The sequence below is a fragment of the Ciceribacter sichuanensis genome, assembly GCF_024055605.1.
In the GTDB taxonomy this organism is placed as follows: Bacteria; Pseudomonadota; Alphaproteobacteria; order Rhizobiales; family Rhizobiaceae; genus Allorhizobium; species Allorhizobium sichuanense.
In genome coordinates this window covers 483,597-497,069 of the sequence record NZ_JAMXLX010000002.1, presented here as the reverse complement: position 1 = coordinate 497,069, position 13,473 = coordinate 483,597, and the positions used below count along the sequence as shown (strand labels likewise).

General features: G+C 60.5%; 11 protein-coding genes. 5 read left to right on the top strand and 6 right to left on the bottom strand.

Translation table 11 applies throughout. The features are described 5' to 3' along the window. Positions 1-126 precede the first annotated feature (126 nt). Both dnaG and rpoD read left to right on the top strand, forming a co-directional pair. Entirely contained in the window at positions 127-2,127 is a 2,001-nt protein-coding gene (gene dnaG / locus NBH21_RS08670) for a DNA primase (protein ID WP_250916411.1), read from the top strand. A 518-nt stretch (positions 2,128-2,645) separates the two neighbouring features. Further along, positions 2,646-4,712 carry an RNA polymerase sigma factor RpoD gene (rpoD, locus tag NBH21_RS08665; RefSeq protein WP_250915878.1) on the top strand — a complete coding sequence of 689 codons (2,067 nt, stop codon included), beginning with the start codon at positions 2,646-2,648 and terminating at the stop codon, positions 4,710-4,712. Positions 4,713-4,770: 58 nt separating this feature from the next. On the opposite strand, the gene NBH21_RS08660 is transcribed toward rpoD, so the two are convergent. Together NBH21_RS08660 and NBH21_RS08655 are read right to left on the bottom strand one after the other, a co-directional pair. Next, complete coding sequence (locus NBH21_RS08660) at positions 4,771-5,010, bottom strand: DUF2798 domain-containing protein (RefSeq protein ID WP_250915879.1); 240 nt, start codon at positions 5,008-5,010, stop codon at positions 4,771-4,773. A 267-nt stretch (positions 5,011-5,277) separates the two neighbouring features. Next, complete coding sequence (locus tag NBH21_RS08655) at positions 5,278-5,937, bottom strand: peroxiredoxin (protein ID WP_250915880.1); 660 nt, start codon at positions 5,935-5,937, stop codon at positions 5,278-5,280. Positions 5,938-6,312: 375 nt separating this feature from the next. Here NBH21_RS08655 and NBH21_RS26155 point away from each other — a divergent pair, with 375 nt between their 5' ends. Continuing rightward, positions 6,313-7,275, top strand: a complete 963-nt coding sequence (locus NBH21_RS26155; RefSeq protein WP_250915881.1) for a DUF930 domain-containing protein — start codon at positions 6,313-6,315, stop codon at positions 7,273-7,275. Positions 7,276-7,297: 22 nt separating this feature from the next. Here NBH21_RS26155 and NBH21_RS08645 read toward each other — a convergent pair whose 3' ends face one another. Both NBH21_RS08645 and NBH21_RS08640 read right to left on the bottom strand, forming a co-directional pair. Next, a complete protein-coding gene (locus NBH21_RS08645; protein ID WP_250915882.1) occupies positions 7,298-8,446 on the bottom strand; it encodes an amidohydrolase in 1,149 nt (382 codons plus the stop codon). Between the two features lie 77 nt (positions 8,447-8,523). After that, on the bottom strand, positions 8,524-9,138 hold the full coding sequence (locus NBH21_RS08640) for a LysE/ArgO family amino acid transporter (RefSeq protein WP_250915883.1): 615 nt from the start codon (positions 9,136-9,138) through the stop codon (positions 8,524-8,526). Positions 9,139-9,239: 101 nt separating this feature from the next. Between NBH21_RS08640 and NBH21_RS08635 the strand changes: the two genes are divergently transcribed. After that, complete coding sequence (locus tag NBH21_RS08635; RefSeq protein ID WP_250915884.1) at positions 9,240-10,130, top strand: LysR family transcriptional regulator ArgP; 891 nt, start codon at positions 9,240-9,242, stop codon at positions 10,128-10,130. A gap of 68 nt (positions 10,131-10,198) precedes the next feature. Continuing rightward, on the top strand, positions 10,199-10,546 hold the full coding sequence (locus NBH21_RS08630; RefSeq protein WP_250915885.1) for a YybH family protein: 348 nt from the start codon (positions 10,199-10,201) through the stop codon (positions 10,544-10,546). Positions 10,547-10,559: 13 nt separating this feature from the next. Here the strand turns inward: NBH21_RS08630 and NBH21_RS08625 are convergent, their stop codons facing one another. Further along, positions 10,560-11,030 (bottom strand): heme-degrading domain-containing protein, encoded by a 471-nt coding sequence (locus NBH21_RS08625; RefSeq protein ID WP_250915886.1) that lies wholly within the window; start codon positions 11,028-11,030, stop codon positions 10,560-10,562. 108 nt (positions 11,031-11,138) lie between these two features. Continuing rightward, a complete protein-coding gene (locus NBH21_RS08620; protein ID WP_250915887.1) occupies positions 11,139-13,277 on the bottom strand; it encodes a sensor domain-containing phosphodiesterase in 2,139 nt (712 codons plus the stop codon). Positions 13,278-13,473 lie beyond the last annotated feature (196 nt).

Here is a 13,473-nt window from a genome sequence, read left to right as displayed (position 1 = left end):
GGGCGGGGCCTTTTGTTTTGGACGTCCGGGTCTCCGTCCAGCCTGTGAATAGCGGGTATGGGTGCAGACGCTGGTAGCGTTCCGCGAAATGCCGGCCTATATGGAAATGGCTAGCCTGAGGACATGATGCGCTTTTCCAACGAGTTTCTTGACGAGATCCGCGACCGCGTGCCGATTTCGGCCGTGATCGGCCGTCGCGTGTCCTGGGATCGCAAGAAGACCAATGTCCCGCGTGGCGACTATTGGGCCTGCTGCCCGTTCCATGGCGAGAAGAGCCCGAGCTTCCACTGCGAAGACCGCAAGGGCCGTTATCACTGCTTCGGTTGCGGCGTGACCGGCGACCATTTCCGCTTTCTTACCGATCTCGAAGGGTTGAGCTTTCCCGAGGCCGTGGAGCAGGTGGCGGAGATGGCGGGCGTGCCCATGCCGAAGCCCGACATACAGGCACAGCAGCGCGAACGCGAGCGCACGACGCTGCTCGATGTTATGGAGTTGGCGACCCAGTTCTTCCAGGACCAGCTCCAGACCGCCAACGGCGCAAGGGCGCGCGCCTACCTGCGTGAGCGCGGCTTGTCCGGGCGCACGATCGAGACTTTCCGGCTGGGATATGCACCGGAGAGCCGCAACGCGCTCAAGGAATATCTCGCTTCCAAGGGCGTGCCGAAGGAACAGATCGAGGCTTGCGGACTGGTTCGCCACGGGCCTGATATCCCGGTCTCCTACGATTATTTCCGCGATCGCATCATGTTTCCGATCCTGTCCTCACGCGACAGGGTGATCGCCTTTGGCGGTCGCGCCATGGCGCAGGACGCGATGGCGAAATACATGAACTCACCGGAGACCGAGCTCTTCCACAAGGGCAACGTCCTTTTCAATTTCTCCCGTGCGCGCCGTTCCCTTCAAGGCGCCGGCGGGGCCGACACGATCATCGCCGTGGAAGGCTATATGGACGTGATCGCGCTGTATCAGGCGGGTATCGAGAACGCTGTTGCTCCGTTGGGTACGGCGCTGACCGAGAACCAGCTCGATCTGATGTGGAAGCTGACGCCGGTGCCAATGCTCTGCTTCGACGGCGATGGAGCCGGCCAGCGGGCGGCATTCAGGGCGGTGGACCTTGCGCTTCCGCATCTGAAGCCCGGAAAGTCCGTGCGCTTCGCCATGCTGCCGGACGGTAAGGATCCTGACGATCTCGTAAAACAGGACGGCCGCACACCCTTCGACAAGGTGCTTTCGGAAGCGCGGCCGCTCGCCGAGATGGTCTGGCTGCGCGAGGCGGGAGCCGGGCAATACGACACGCCGGAAAAGCGCGCCGAGCTCGAGGCACGGATGAAGCAGGTCATCTCCGTGATCGCCGACGAGAATGTCAGGCGGCATTACCAGCAGGATGTCCGCGACAGGCTGAACGCCTTCTTTCAGGGCACGTCAAACAATCGCGGCGAAAGGCGTGGCGGGTTCGACGGCAACCGCGGCGGGCGCGGTCGCGACAATGGCCGGGGTGGTCGGCCTCCCGGTGGCTACTCTGCTATCGGCGGTGGGATTTCGGACCGTCTGGCGCGTTCCGGTCTCGTCAAGGGACATCAGGAGCAGCCGGCGCTCAGGGAGAGCGTGCTGGCGCTTACCATTGTCAATCATCCGCAGCTTCTGCAGGACGAGTATGACGAGATCGCCTCGATCGATTACGAAAATCGCGACTTGCAGAAGCTCTGGTCTTCGCTGCTCACGGCTGCCGCCGGCGCGGCATCGGAGCTGACGCGGGAAAAGCTGATCGCGCGGCTGGAAGAGCAGGGGCACGGGGCCGTGATCAAAAGCCTCGACCAGCAGATCCGCAATGCCCGCCTCTGGGTCGCGACAGAGATCGCGGCCCCCGAGGATGCGCGCGAGGCCTATCGCCAGGCGCATTCCCTGCACAAACGGGCCAAGGCGCTCAGGCGGCAACGGATGGAACTGGAGCGAGAGGTGGCGGAAGCGACCGAAGCCGAGGACGGCGACCGTATCGGCCAGCTTATCGGTGCGCTGCACCAGGTGCAGCAGGAGGTGACCCGGATGGAAAACCAGGAAGCGATCATCGATGGTTTCGGGGTCATGTCGGGACGGGTCAAGGGAGCGGCTACCGGTCACGGTGTCTAGGGGGTGTCCGCGGGCGTTGCGTAGAAGCGATTCGAGCGGCCAGTGCCGGTTTGATACGGAAGCCGAGGCGGATGGGCGTGCGTCATGGCTTCGCAGTCGGTCGCGGGGCCGGGGCTGGTTCTATCGAGTGAGGCTGAGGCAAACGGCGCTCGCCCCTTGTTTCCTGCGGCAACTGACCTACATCAGGGCCAATCGGCCACTATTATGCGGAACGGTTGGATTTCCCCGCTTTTCTTTGGGTTTTGATGTCGGAAGAGCTTGACGCCAGAGAAAATTGTGGGAATCACCATTTCAGGCATACAAGGGTGAAGTAGGTTCATGCGGAACTCTCGTACCATGACCGGTCATGCAGAAAAAACGGGGCTCGGCCCAATGGTCTCGACGCCCATAGTTAATCGGGAATTAAGCAACATTCCGTTAGGTCATTGACTGTATTGCAGCGGGCAGGGGCCGCGGGGGCAGCCTATCCGCCTTGCAGCGCGCGGCAAGATCAGACGTCAGGGAAAGCGACGAATTAGATGGCATCCAAAGTCAAAGAAAACGAAGAAGCAGACAACGAACGCGATGGCGCAACGGATGGTCCGCTTCTCGACCTTTCGGATGACGCGGTCAAAAAGATGATCAAAGCCGCCAAGAAGCGCGGCTACGTCACCATGGATGAGCTGAACTCGGTTCTGCCGTCGGAGGAAGTCACCTCCGAGCAGATCGAGGACACGATGGCCATGCTGTCGGACATGGGCATCAACGTCATCGAGGATGAGGAAGCCGAGGAGGCTACCGCCTCCGAAGACGGCGACGACAGCGAAGACGGCGAGAGCGAAGGCGGCGAACTCGCCCCGACCTCCGGCACGGCGCTTGCGACCGCGAAGAAGAAAGAACCCACCGACCGTACCGACGACCCGGTGCGCATGTATCTGCGCGAAATGGGTTCGGTCGAGCTTCTGTCGCGTGAGGGCGAAATCGCTATCGCCAAGCGCATTGAGGCCGGTCGCGAGACGATGATCTCCGGTCTCTGTGAGAGCCCGCTGACCTTCCAGGCGCTGATTATCTGGCGCGACGAACTCAACGAAGGCACCACGCTGCTGCGCGAGATCATCGATCTCGAAACCACCTATTCCGGTCCGGAAGCCAAGGCTGCTCCGCAGTTCCAGAGCCCGGAAAAGATCGAGGCTGACCGCAAGGCGGCCGAAGAAAAGGAAAGGGAACGCGCCAAGCGCCGTCCGCAGGCTGCCGGTTCCGAAGACGATGACATCACCGCCATCGGCGGCGACGGCATGCCGCCGGAAGAAGAGGAAGAGGACGAGGACGAATCGAACCTGTCGCTCGCCGCCATGGAAGCGGAACTGCGTCCGCAGGTCATGGAGACCCTCGACACCATCGCCGATACCTACAAGAAGCTGCGCAAGCTGCAGGACCAGCAGGTGGAAGCCCGTCTGGCCTGTGCCGGCACGCTGTCTTCCGGTCAGGAGCGGCGTTACAAGGAACTGAAGGACCAGCTGATCACCGCGGTGAAGTCGCTGTCCCTCAACCAGAACCGTGTCGACAGCCTCGTCGAGCAGCTCTACGACATCTCCAAGCGCCTGATGCAGAACGAGGGCCGTCTGCTGCGCCTCGCCGAAAGCTATGGCGTCAAGCGCGAAGCCTTCCTCGAGCAGTATCAGGGTGCCGAACTCGATCCGAACTGGATGAAGTCGATCGGCAACCTCGCTGGCCGCGGCTGGAAGGAATTCGCCAAGGAAGAGAACCAGACGATCCGCGACATTCGCGGCGAGATCCAGAATCTGGCCACCGAAACCGGCATTTCGATCACCGAATTCCGCCGTATCGTATCGATGGTGCAGAAGGGCGAACGCGAAGCCCGCATCGCCAAGAAGGAGATGGTGGAAGCCAACCTCCGTCTGGTTATCTCGATCGCCAAGAAGTACACGAACCGCGGTCTGCAGTTCCTTGACCTCATTCAGGAAGGCAATATCGGCCTGATGAAGGCGGTTGACAAGTTCGAATACCGCCGCGGTTACAAGTTCTCGACCTATGCGACCTGGTGGATCAGGCAGGCGATCACCCGTTCGATCGCCGACCAGGCCCGCACGATCCGTATTCCGGTGCACATGATCGAGACGATTAACAAGATCGTCCGGACCTCGCGCCAGATGCTGCATGAGATCGGTCGTGAGCCGACGCCGGAAGAACTGGCCGAAAAGCTCGCCATGCCGCTCGAAAAGGTCCGCAAGGTCCTGAAGATCGCCAAGGAGCCGATCTCTCTCGAAACCCCGGTGGGTGACGAAGAAGATTCACACCTCGGCGATTTCATCGAGGACAAGAACGCGCTTCTGCCGATCGATGCCGCCATCCAGGCGAACCTGCGCGAGACCACGACCCGCGTTCTCGCCTCGCTGACGCCGCGCGAGGAGCGTGTCCTTCGCATGCGCTTCGGTATCGGCATGAACACGGACCACACGCTCGAAGAAGTTGGCCAGCAGTTCTCGGTTACCCGTGAACGTATCCGCCAGATCGAGGCCAAGGCTCTGCGAAAGCTGAAGCATCCGAGCCGAAGCCGCAAGCTGCGCTCCTTCCTCGACAGCTGAGAATATTCAAGTCAATGCTTGAGAGGCCCGGTCTGCAAATAGCAGACCGGGCTTTTTGTCAGGCTGGACGGGTTACCGCCTGAACGATCCGCCGGGCGACCGGGATTGCGCCGAGCAAAGTTGGAAATGCGATCAGCCACGAGATCCCCCATGCCGGCATCCAGAAGGAGATGATCTCCGGGTGAAATCCGATCATCTTCACAGTCGAGACACCGGAAACGACGAATGTCATCAATATCGAGAGGACCAAGGGCATAAGGATTCCTGCGTAGCGTGCAGGCAGACGTGCAAGCTTCATGATGAAATTTCCAATTTATTGGATCATCCCGCGACGGCACTTCACATATCATCGTCATCACCTGGATGATCCGGATTGATATGCGTAGCCTAACGTCAGACGCTTACGGCTCCCTCTGGCGGGAGCGGCTTTCTCATATGCCTCTTTTTCGCTTTCGTCCAGCCCGTTGTGGATTGCCACATGAAGCGAGGTTATGTGCGAAAATCGCGTTTCCAATAGATATCCCGCCGAATTCATGCGGCGGGATATCGTTATTGTGCTTCTCGTTCAGGCACTCGGCTGCCTGGTCTTGCGAAGGTAGGGCAGGACGGTGTCGAAGGAGCCGAAGCGGGCGATGGCGTCTTCGTTGGAGACGGCGGCGGTGATGATGACGTCGTCGCCCTGCTTCCAGTTGGCGGGTGTCGCGACCTGATGCCTGGCGGTCAGCTGGATCGAGTCGATGGCGCGCAGGATCTCGTCGAAGTTACGGCCGGTGGTCATCGGATAGGTGAGGATCAGCTTGATCTTCTTGTCCGGGCCGATGACGTAGACCGAGCGAACGGTGGCATTGTCGGCGGGTGTGCGGCCTTCCGAGCTGTTGCCGGCTTCCTCGGGCAGCATGTCATAGAGCTTGGCGACCTTGAGGTCCTTGTCGCCGATCAGCGGATATTCGACGTCGAAGCCGGTTGCGACCCGGATGTCCTGCTTCCACTTGCCGTGGCTTTCGACCGGATCGACGGAGATGCCTATGATCTTGACGTCGCGCTTGCGGAATTCGCCTTCGAGGCCGGCCATGGTGCCGAGTTCGGTGGTGCAGACCGGCGTGAAGTTCTTCGGATGGGAAAAGAGAACGGCCCAGTTGTCGCCGATCCAGTCGTGAAACTGGATGGTGCCCTGGGTGGTTTCAGCCGTGAAATCGGGGGCGGTCTGGTTGATGCGCAGGCTCATGATCGTTCTCCTGTTGATCGGATGATGGGTGGGATCATTACAGGTTTTCCGTGTCACGTCGGCAAAGGCCATGCTCATCAAGGTGAACATGGCGGTCGAAAATTCTCTACTTCGACTATTATCGGCAATTGGAATCCAGGCGACAGGTCTCTTCCCTTGCCGGATTCTTCCGGCCGCAAGGTGTTTCGAAGGGGAAATTGACGCGTTTCAGGATGCTTCCCGTTCCGAGAAGGTATCGCATTTCACGGGGGCTTGCGAATTTGTCACTTGATGACGCACCGGTTTGGGACCACATCTCCGGTAAAGTGAGTGGACTTCCTTCGTCTCATGCAAGAGAAACCGACAAGATTCCTGGACAGATGGGGCAGAGGGCTCGTGCTTTCCGTTGCCTTGCATCTCATTGTCCTTGTCGTGTTCCTGATGAAGCTCCCCGCCTTGCCGGAACTGCCTCAGGAAGAAGAGAGCGTTGCGGTAGAACTGGTGCCGCCGCCTGAGGAAGAGAAGTCGGCCGAGGAGCCCAAGCAGGAAGAGGAAAAGGCGGCTGAACCACCACCACCTCCGCCGCCTCCGCCACCGCCACCTCCGCCGCCCGTCGAAGAGAAAAAGGTAGAGGAACCTCCGCCGACCATACCCGTGCTCAATCCTGCGACCTTGTTTGGCGAGAAGGATAGCGGCACGCGTGTAGATCTTCGCGGCAATGCTGAGGAGAAAGAAGCTGATAAGTCGGTGGAAACACCGCCAGTAGAGGAAAAGCAGGAGCCTGAGGCGGCGAAGACCGACGAGGCGCCGGACGAGGCCGAGCCTGAAGACACGGCGGAAAGCGTCGAGCAGCCCGCTGATGGGGGCGCGACCGAGGAAGGCGAGACGGAGTTTCCGACCGATCAGGCGCTGGCACTCGCCGCGCCGCCGCCGCCGAAACCGGCCAAACCGACAAAAGCGGACGGCACGGCGGAGGCTGAGGTTCAGTTGGTCCCGAAACCGGTAAAGCGCATTTATTCAGCGTCGGTGGCCGATGATTTGGTCGCTATGTCAGCCATGGCCGGGGAAAGCCGTGGGGAGCGCATTAACAGACTTTGTGGAACGGAATTGAAAGCCCAGCTTTCTCAAGCTTCTCCTTCAAGGGATATTAAGTGGGCTCCAGAGTTCAATCTGAGGTCCGGCAACGTTATTAAAGCTCCGCAGGTAGCTTTCGGCGACTGGAACGGTGAATGGTACAATCTCGCCATGCGCTGCACGGTAGACGATGACGCGACGCGGGTCGTCGATTTCAGTTTTGCCGTCGGGGCGCCCGTCCCGCGTAGCGAATGGAAAAAGCATGGCATTGACCGCTACCGTTAAGCGGCCGCCAGCCGAATTTCCGCTAATCTAATATATCCCGCACCACCCGCATGAAGATCCTTGCGCCGATGGCGATCAGGTCTTCGGGGAAGTCGTAGTCCGGATTGTGAAGGGCGGGGTGAGTTTCGCCGGAGCCGAGGAAGAACATGGCTGAGGGGGCGATGGCGCGGAAGCGGCCGAAATCTTCCGAGCCCCGCATCGGCAGATTGCGTTCGTCATGGGAGACGCCTTCGGCATCGAGCGCGCGGATCAGGTGATCGACGGCTTCCGGCGCGTTTTCGCAATGCAGGAAGATGTCGTCATAGGAGATGTCTAGGCCGAGGTTCCCATCTTCGGCGGCTGAACGGGCCAGCGCCTCCGCTTCGCTGCAGAGTTTGTCCATGCCGTCGTCAGTCAGGGTGCGAAGCGTCACCCAGATCTCGCCATCGCCGGGCGCTATGCCGAAGGCTTTTTCGCCGAGCGAAGCATGGGTAACTGTCGCCAGCCGGAAGTCGAGGGCAGGCGGTGCGCTACGCGACAGACCCGTCAACGCCGGCATCAGGGCTGCGATGGCGGACATGGGGGAAATACCGGTTTCCGGCTGCGAGGCATGGGCCGTCTTGCCGGAAAGGGCGATGCGCATGCCGCGCGATGCGCAGTTCACCGGTCCTGATTTGATCGAGACATGGCCAAGCGGAAGACCCGGCAGATTGTGCTGCGAGAAGGCGAGGTCCGGCGTGATGCCGCTGAATTGCGGATCTGCGATGACGGCTGCCGCGCCCGCTCCGGTTTCCTCCGCCGGCTGGAACAGCAGCACGACGCGGCCGCGTTTCGGCAACCGGCGTGAGAGACCGAGGGCGAGCGCCGTCATGATGGTCGAATGACCGTCATGGCCGCAGAGATGGCCCTTGCCTGGAATGGCCGAGCGGTAGGCGGCTGCGGATTTTTCCTCGATCGGGAGGGCATCCAGCTCGCAGCGGAATAGAAGCGTCGGGCCTGATGCCGCTCCCTCGAAGACGGCGGCAACGCCGTGGCCACCGAGGCCGGTGAGTATCCTTGCAGGCTTCAGGGGGGAGAGAAAGGAGACGATGCGCGCGGCCGTCCAATTCTCCTCGCCGGAGATTTCGGGATGGCGATGAAGATCGCGGCGAAGGTCGATCAGATCGACCAGATCGTGATTGGTGAGGAACATGGTTTGCCCTGACAGAATATGCTGGCGACAGGTCTACACCGCTTTGCCTCGGGTGCCTATCGGGCAGGTTTCGCGCATCAACCGTTCGATACGAGGTTGAAGGCGATGCTTCCCATGACCAGCGCAATCAAGCCGTCGAGGATCCGCCAGGCGGTACGGCGGGCGAAGATGGGACGAAGCAGGCGGGCGCCATAACCGAGCGAGAAGAAGAAGAGGAAGGAGGCTCCTGCCGCGCCGACGGCGAAGGCGGGCTCCTCGCCGGGGTAATGCGTGGAGATCGAGCCGAGCAGGACGACGGTGTCGAGATAGACATGCGGATTCAGCCATGTCAGCGCCAGACAGGTAATAAACGCTGCCGCAAGGCTCTGTTCTGCATCACCCCGCACCGCCAGCGCGCTATTGCCGCTGGCTGCGGAGCGCAGGCTGCGCAAGCCATAGAAGGCCAGAAAGGCGGCACCGCCATAGCGAAGCAGGGGATCGAGCCAGCCGATGCCGGCAATTACGGTGGCGAACCCGCCGACACCGGCGGCAATCAGCAACGCGTCCGAAACGGCGCAGGTGAGGCAGACGGCGAGGACGTGACGGCCCTGTAAACCCTGACGCAGAACGAAGGCGTTCTGGGCACCGATGGCAACGATGAGGCTGAGGCCAAGCAGAAAGCCCGCGAGGGCGGCAGAGGTTGAGGCGGTCATGAAGATCCCGGTTTGGGTTAAGATGGGTCGGGATTGACTAGCCTGTCGCTCCGAATTAGAAAAATTAAATCTCCTTACATATGATTAGGAAAATTAATCTCGTGCTGGATTACGATCACCTTGCCGCTCTTTCAGCCATTCTTCGGACTGGCTCGTTCGAGAAGGCGGGGCGACAGCTGGGGCTGACGCCCTCGGCGATTTCCCAGCGGATCAAGACGCTGGAGGAGAGGGTGGGCGCGGTGCTGGTGGTGCGCGGACAGCCATGTCAACCGACGTCGGCCGGCCAAAGGCTTTTCCGCCATGCGGAGGAGGTCGCCCTGCTCGAAGCGGGGCTTGGCCGTGATCTCGGTGCATTCGAGGGCATGGCAAAAACGCCGAGCTTGCGGCTTGCGGTCAACGCCGACAGCCTCGCCACGTGGTTCGTGCCAGCCATGGCTTCAGTCGACGCCTTTCTTTACGATCTGGTGCTGGACGATCAGGATCACAGCGCCGGCTGGCTGCGGCGCGGCGAGGTGCGGGCTGCCGTCACCGGTTCACCGCAGGCGGTACAGGGCTGCGATTGCCGCTATCTCGGTCGCTTGCGCTATCTTGCAACCGCCAGTCCCGCCTTCATGACGCGCTGGTTTCCTGATGGCGTGACACCCGAGCGGCTGGCTGTCGCGCCGACGATGACCTTCAACATAAAGGATACACTGCAATCCCGTTGGCTGGCGCAGGCTTTCGCGGCGGATATTTCACCGCCGACCCACTGGCTGCCATCGTCGCATGGCTTCGTCGATGCGACGATGGCAGGCGTAGGCTGGGGAATGAACCCGGAAATCCTCGTCGGTAATGCGATCGCCAGCGGCAGACTGGCAACGCTTATGCCGGATTGCCCGCTGGACGTTCCGCTCTACTGGCACTGGAGCCGGTCGGCCGGACCCGCGCTCAAGGTCCTGACGGACGCGGTGCTCGCCACCGCTCGCCGCCTGCTGGAGCAGGATCCATCGTGACCCGGTCCCTTGTCGGGCAGGCATCCGGCCCTAATTGCTCTTGTCCGAGGAAGAAGGAGGAAGTGCCAATGTCTCTAAAGCAACAGATCTCCGGGGTGCTGGATGCGCTGAACCGGCGCGATCTGGCCTCGCTCTCCGGCTTCTTCGATGACGATGCGGCGTTGGACATGCCGGATGGCATGCGCGTCATCGGCATCGAATCGCTACGCGACACGCTTGCCGCCTATCTGCTGCGTCATGATGCCCGCTTCGCCAACAGTGTGGTGATGGTCGATGAAAGCGGTTTTCGTGGTGTGGTCGATGGCACGATGGAAGTCTCGGGCGGAGAGACCGCTTCGCTTCCCTGCGTCATGGTATTTGAAAGGGAAGGCGAGCGTTTCTCCCGCCTCAGCCTTTATCTCTCGACGGCGCTTTGAGCGCCGTTGCCCCTCACTTGAGATAATCTTCCAGAACGTCGACGATCATCGCGTGGTCCTCTTCGGAGGCCAAGCCCGAGACCGTGATAGCGGCGACGACGCCGGTGCCGGCGACGCGCACCGGAAAACTTCCGCCATGGACGGCATAATCGAACGGATCGAGCCCGTAGTCCGGGCCGACCGTGCGCCCTTTCTGGCGATAGCTTTCCCCGATCCGCATGGAGGCCTTGTGAAAGCGCAGGGTGACGTTGCTCTTGCGGCGCGCCCAATGGTCGTTGTCCGGCGAGGAGCCGGGCAGGGCGGCATGGAAGAGCACCCGGTCGGGCGTGCGAATGTTGATGACCACCGGGGCTTTGTCATGCCGCGCACGCTTCAAAAGCCGCTTTCCGATTTCGATTGCCGTTTCCTCGTCGAATACAGGGAAAACCAGCTTTGCCTCCTGGGCATCAATGATGGCGAGCAGGTCGGTCTTGTCGGCGGTCATGCTGTCTCCTCTCTCAGATGGAGCGGAGACTAGCGCATCGGTCCGAAAATCGGAATCGATTTTCGGACCGATGCGTAGATTCAAGGTGTTAAGGCCTCCGTCGTGCCGTCATGCCGGAATGCCCAACCCGGCCGTCATATGGACGAGGTCTTCAAGCGGCATCGGCTTGCCGAACAGGTAACCCTGACCGCATTGGTAGCCGAGGTTCTTCATGTGGGCGAGTTGCCCTTCCGTTTCGATGCCCTCGGCAACGGTCGTCAGGTCGAGTGTGGCGCTGAGAGCGGAGATCGCTTCCAGAATCGCCGCGCAATCGGAGTTGGTGTCGGCGTCCTTCACAAAGCTCCTGTCGATCTTGATCGTGTCGAAGGGGAAGCTGCGCAGGTAGCTCAGCGAGGAATAGCCCGTGCCGAAGTCGTCGAGTGCAATGCCGACGCCCATTTCCTTGAGCGCCTTCAGGGCGTCGAGAGTGTTCGAATCCTTTTCCAGAAGCAGGGATTCGGTGATTTCTATCTCCAGACGGCTGCCGGGAAGGCCGGAGGAGCGCAGCGCCTCCCTGACGAGCGCCACCACGTCGCTGCGGAGAAACTGTACGGCGGAGAGATTGACCGCAAGTCTGAGGCCGGACATGTGCGCCGCAAAGTCACGGCAGGCCGTTTCCATGACCCACCGACCGATCGGGAGGATGAGACCGGTCGATTCCGCAATGGGGATGAAGTCCGCAGGGCTGACAAGTCCATGAACCGGGTGGCGCCATCGCAGAAGCGCTTCCGCGCCGGTCATTCGGCCGGTCAGGAGATCGATCTGCGGCTGATAATGCACTTCGAACTCGCCGCGCTGCAACGCACCGCGCAGATCCCTTTCCAGCCCGCGCTTGGCGAGTGTCTGGCCATCCATGCCGGGCTCGAAGAAGTGGAAGCCGTTACGCCCCTCGATCTTGGTCCGGTACATTGCAAGGTCGGCATGATTGAGCAGCGTGTCGCAATCGGCGGCCTGATCGGGATAGACCGCGATGCCAAGGCTCGCGCTGGCGGACACCAGGTGGCCGTTAACCTCGAATGGTTCGACGAGTGCGGAGAGGATCGCCTCGGCGAAAAGCCGCATGTTTTTCCGGTTCCCGGGCGCGCGACGGACGATCGCGAATTCGTCGCCATCGAGACGCGCGACAATGTCGCCCTGTTCGGCGATCATACCGAACCGATGCGCGACCTGCTTCAAGAGCGCATCCCCAACCCGGTGCCCGAGTGTCTCGTTGATGATCTTGAAGCGATCGAGGTCGATGCGGAAGAGTGCGATGGAGGTTTTTGCCCGGCGTGCGCTGTGGAGCAGGTTTTCGAGTTGCTGGTGCAGGCTGTTGCGATTGGCGAGGCCTGTGAGTTCGTCGTGATGGGCGAGGAAGGAAATGCGCCGGTCGGCCATCCGCTGCTGGGTCACGTCGCGAATGATCGCGCCGAAGCCGGAAAGGCCCAGTTTTTCGTCGCGCCAGGCGGCTACGGACACGGAAATGGTGATTTCCTGCCCGTGCCGGTGGTGAGCCGTGAATTCCATGGATCCGGAATGGCCATGGCCATCAGCCGATACGCTGTCCAGCATTGCCTGAAGCTCGGCATCCCCCGATATGCCGGCGATGATTTCCGGCAGCGGGCGGGCTATTGTTTCTTCGGCGCTATAGCCCAAGATTGCCTCGGCTGCCGGGTTCCAAGCTGCTATGTTGCGATGTTCGTCGGTGACGACCACTGCGTCCGATGTCGCCGCCATGAGCTTCGAGGCGATCACCTCCAGCCGTGACAGTCTGCGCTGTTCCAGCTTGTCCATGACGAGTTGCGCCAGATCCTGCAGTCGGCGAGCCTGAAGCTTGTTCAGGGGAGGGCGAGGCGCCATGTCGAGAATGCAAAGCGTCCCGATCCCATAGCCTTCCGACGAAATCAGCGGTGCGCCTGCGTAGAAGCGGAAGCCATTTTCCGCCGCAACCAGTGGATTTTCGGAAAAACGGTTGTCTGAGGCGAGATCCGGTACGATCATCGGCGTTTTTTCCAGGATCGCGTGGCTGCAAAATGCAAGCTCGCAAGGCACCGTCTGCGCATCTATGCCGACCCGAGCCTTTACCCAGACCTGATCGCGGCCAACCATATTGATCAAAGCCACTGGCGCCTCGAACAGCTCGGCGGTGAGGCGCACGATATGGTCATATTCGCTTTCGGAAGGTGTGCCGTAGATGTGATAGGTTCCGAGTTCCCTCAGTCGGTCCATATCCCGGAGATTTTGTGTTGCAGACTGCATAAAAGTTCCGCCGGATATAATAAACTGCTCATAATCTATCCGATTATAGATTTACTCTTATTAAGTTCCAGCATTTTTCGTGATTTTTGTTTCATACATTCGTTCTAATTAGGGTTTTCTAAATTTTATTTCTACTTGATGATTGATAAAGATTTTTAGTACTCGA

What these genes read in the sequence shown, in the direction of transcription:
- NBH21_RS08660 (WP_250915879.1), bottom strand. Translation starts at nt 5,010, where the DNA reads ATGAAGCTTGCACGTCTGCCTGCACGCTACGCAGGAATCCTTATGCCC.
- rpoD (WP_250915878.1), top strand. Translation starts at nt 2,646, where the DNA reads ATGGCATCCAAAGTCAAAGAAAACGAAGAAGCAGACAACGAACGCGAT.
- NBH21_RS08645 (WP_250915882.1), bottom strand. Translation starts at nt 8,446, where the DNA reads ATGTTCCTCACCAATCACGATCTGGTCGATCTGATCGACCTTCGCCGC.
- NBH21_RS08625 (WP_250915886.1), bottom strand. Translation starts at nt 11,030, where the DNA reads ATGACCGCCGACAAGACCGACCTGCTCGCCATCATTGATGCCCAGGAG.
- NBH21_RS08655 (WP_250915880.1), bottom strand. Translation starts at nt 5,937, where the DNA reads ATGAGCCTGCGCATCAACCAGACCGCCCCCGATTTCACGGCTGAAACC.
- NBH21_RS08640 (WP_250915883.1), bottom strand. Translation starts at nt 9,138, where the DNA reads ATGACCGCCTCAACCTCTGCCGCCCTCGCGGGCTTTCTGCTTGGCCTC.
- NBH21_RS08620 (WP_250915887.1), bottom strand. Translation starts at nt 13,277, where the DNA reads ATGGACCGACTGAGGGAACTCGGAACCTATCACATCTACGGCACACCT.
- dnaG (WP_250916411.1), top strand. Translation starts at nt 127, where the DNA reads ATGCGCTTTTCCAACGAGTTTCTTGACGAGATCCGCGACCGCGTGCCG.
- NBH21_RS08630 (WP_250915885.1), top strand. Translation starts at nt 10,199, where the DNA reads ATGTCTCTAAAGCAACAGATCTCCGGGGTGCTGGATGCGCTGAACCGG.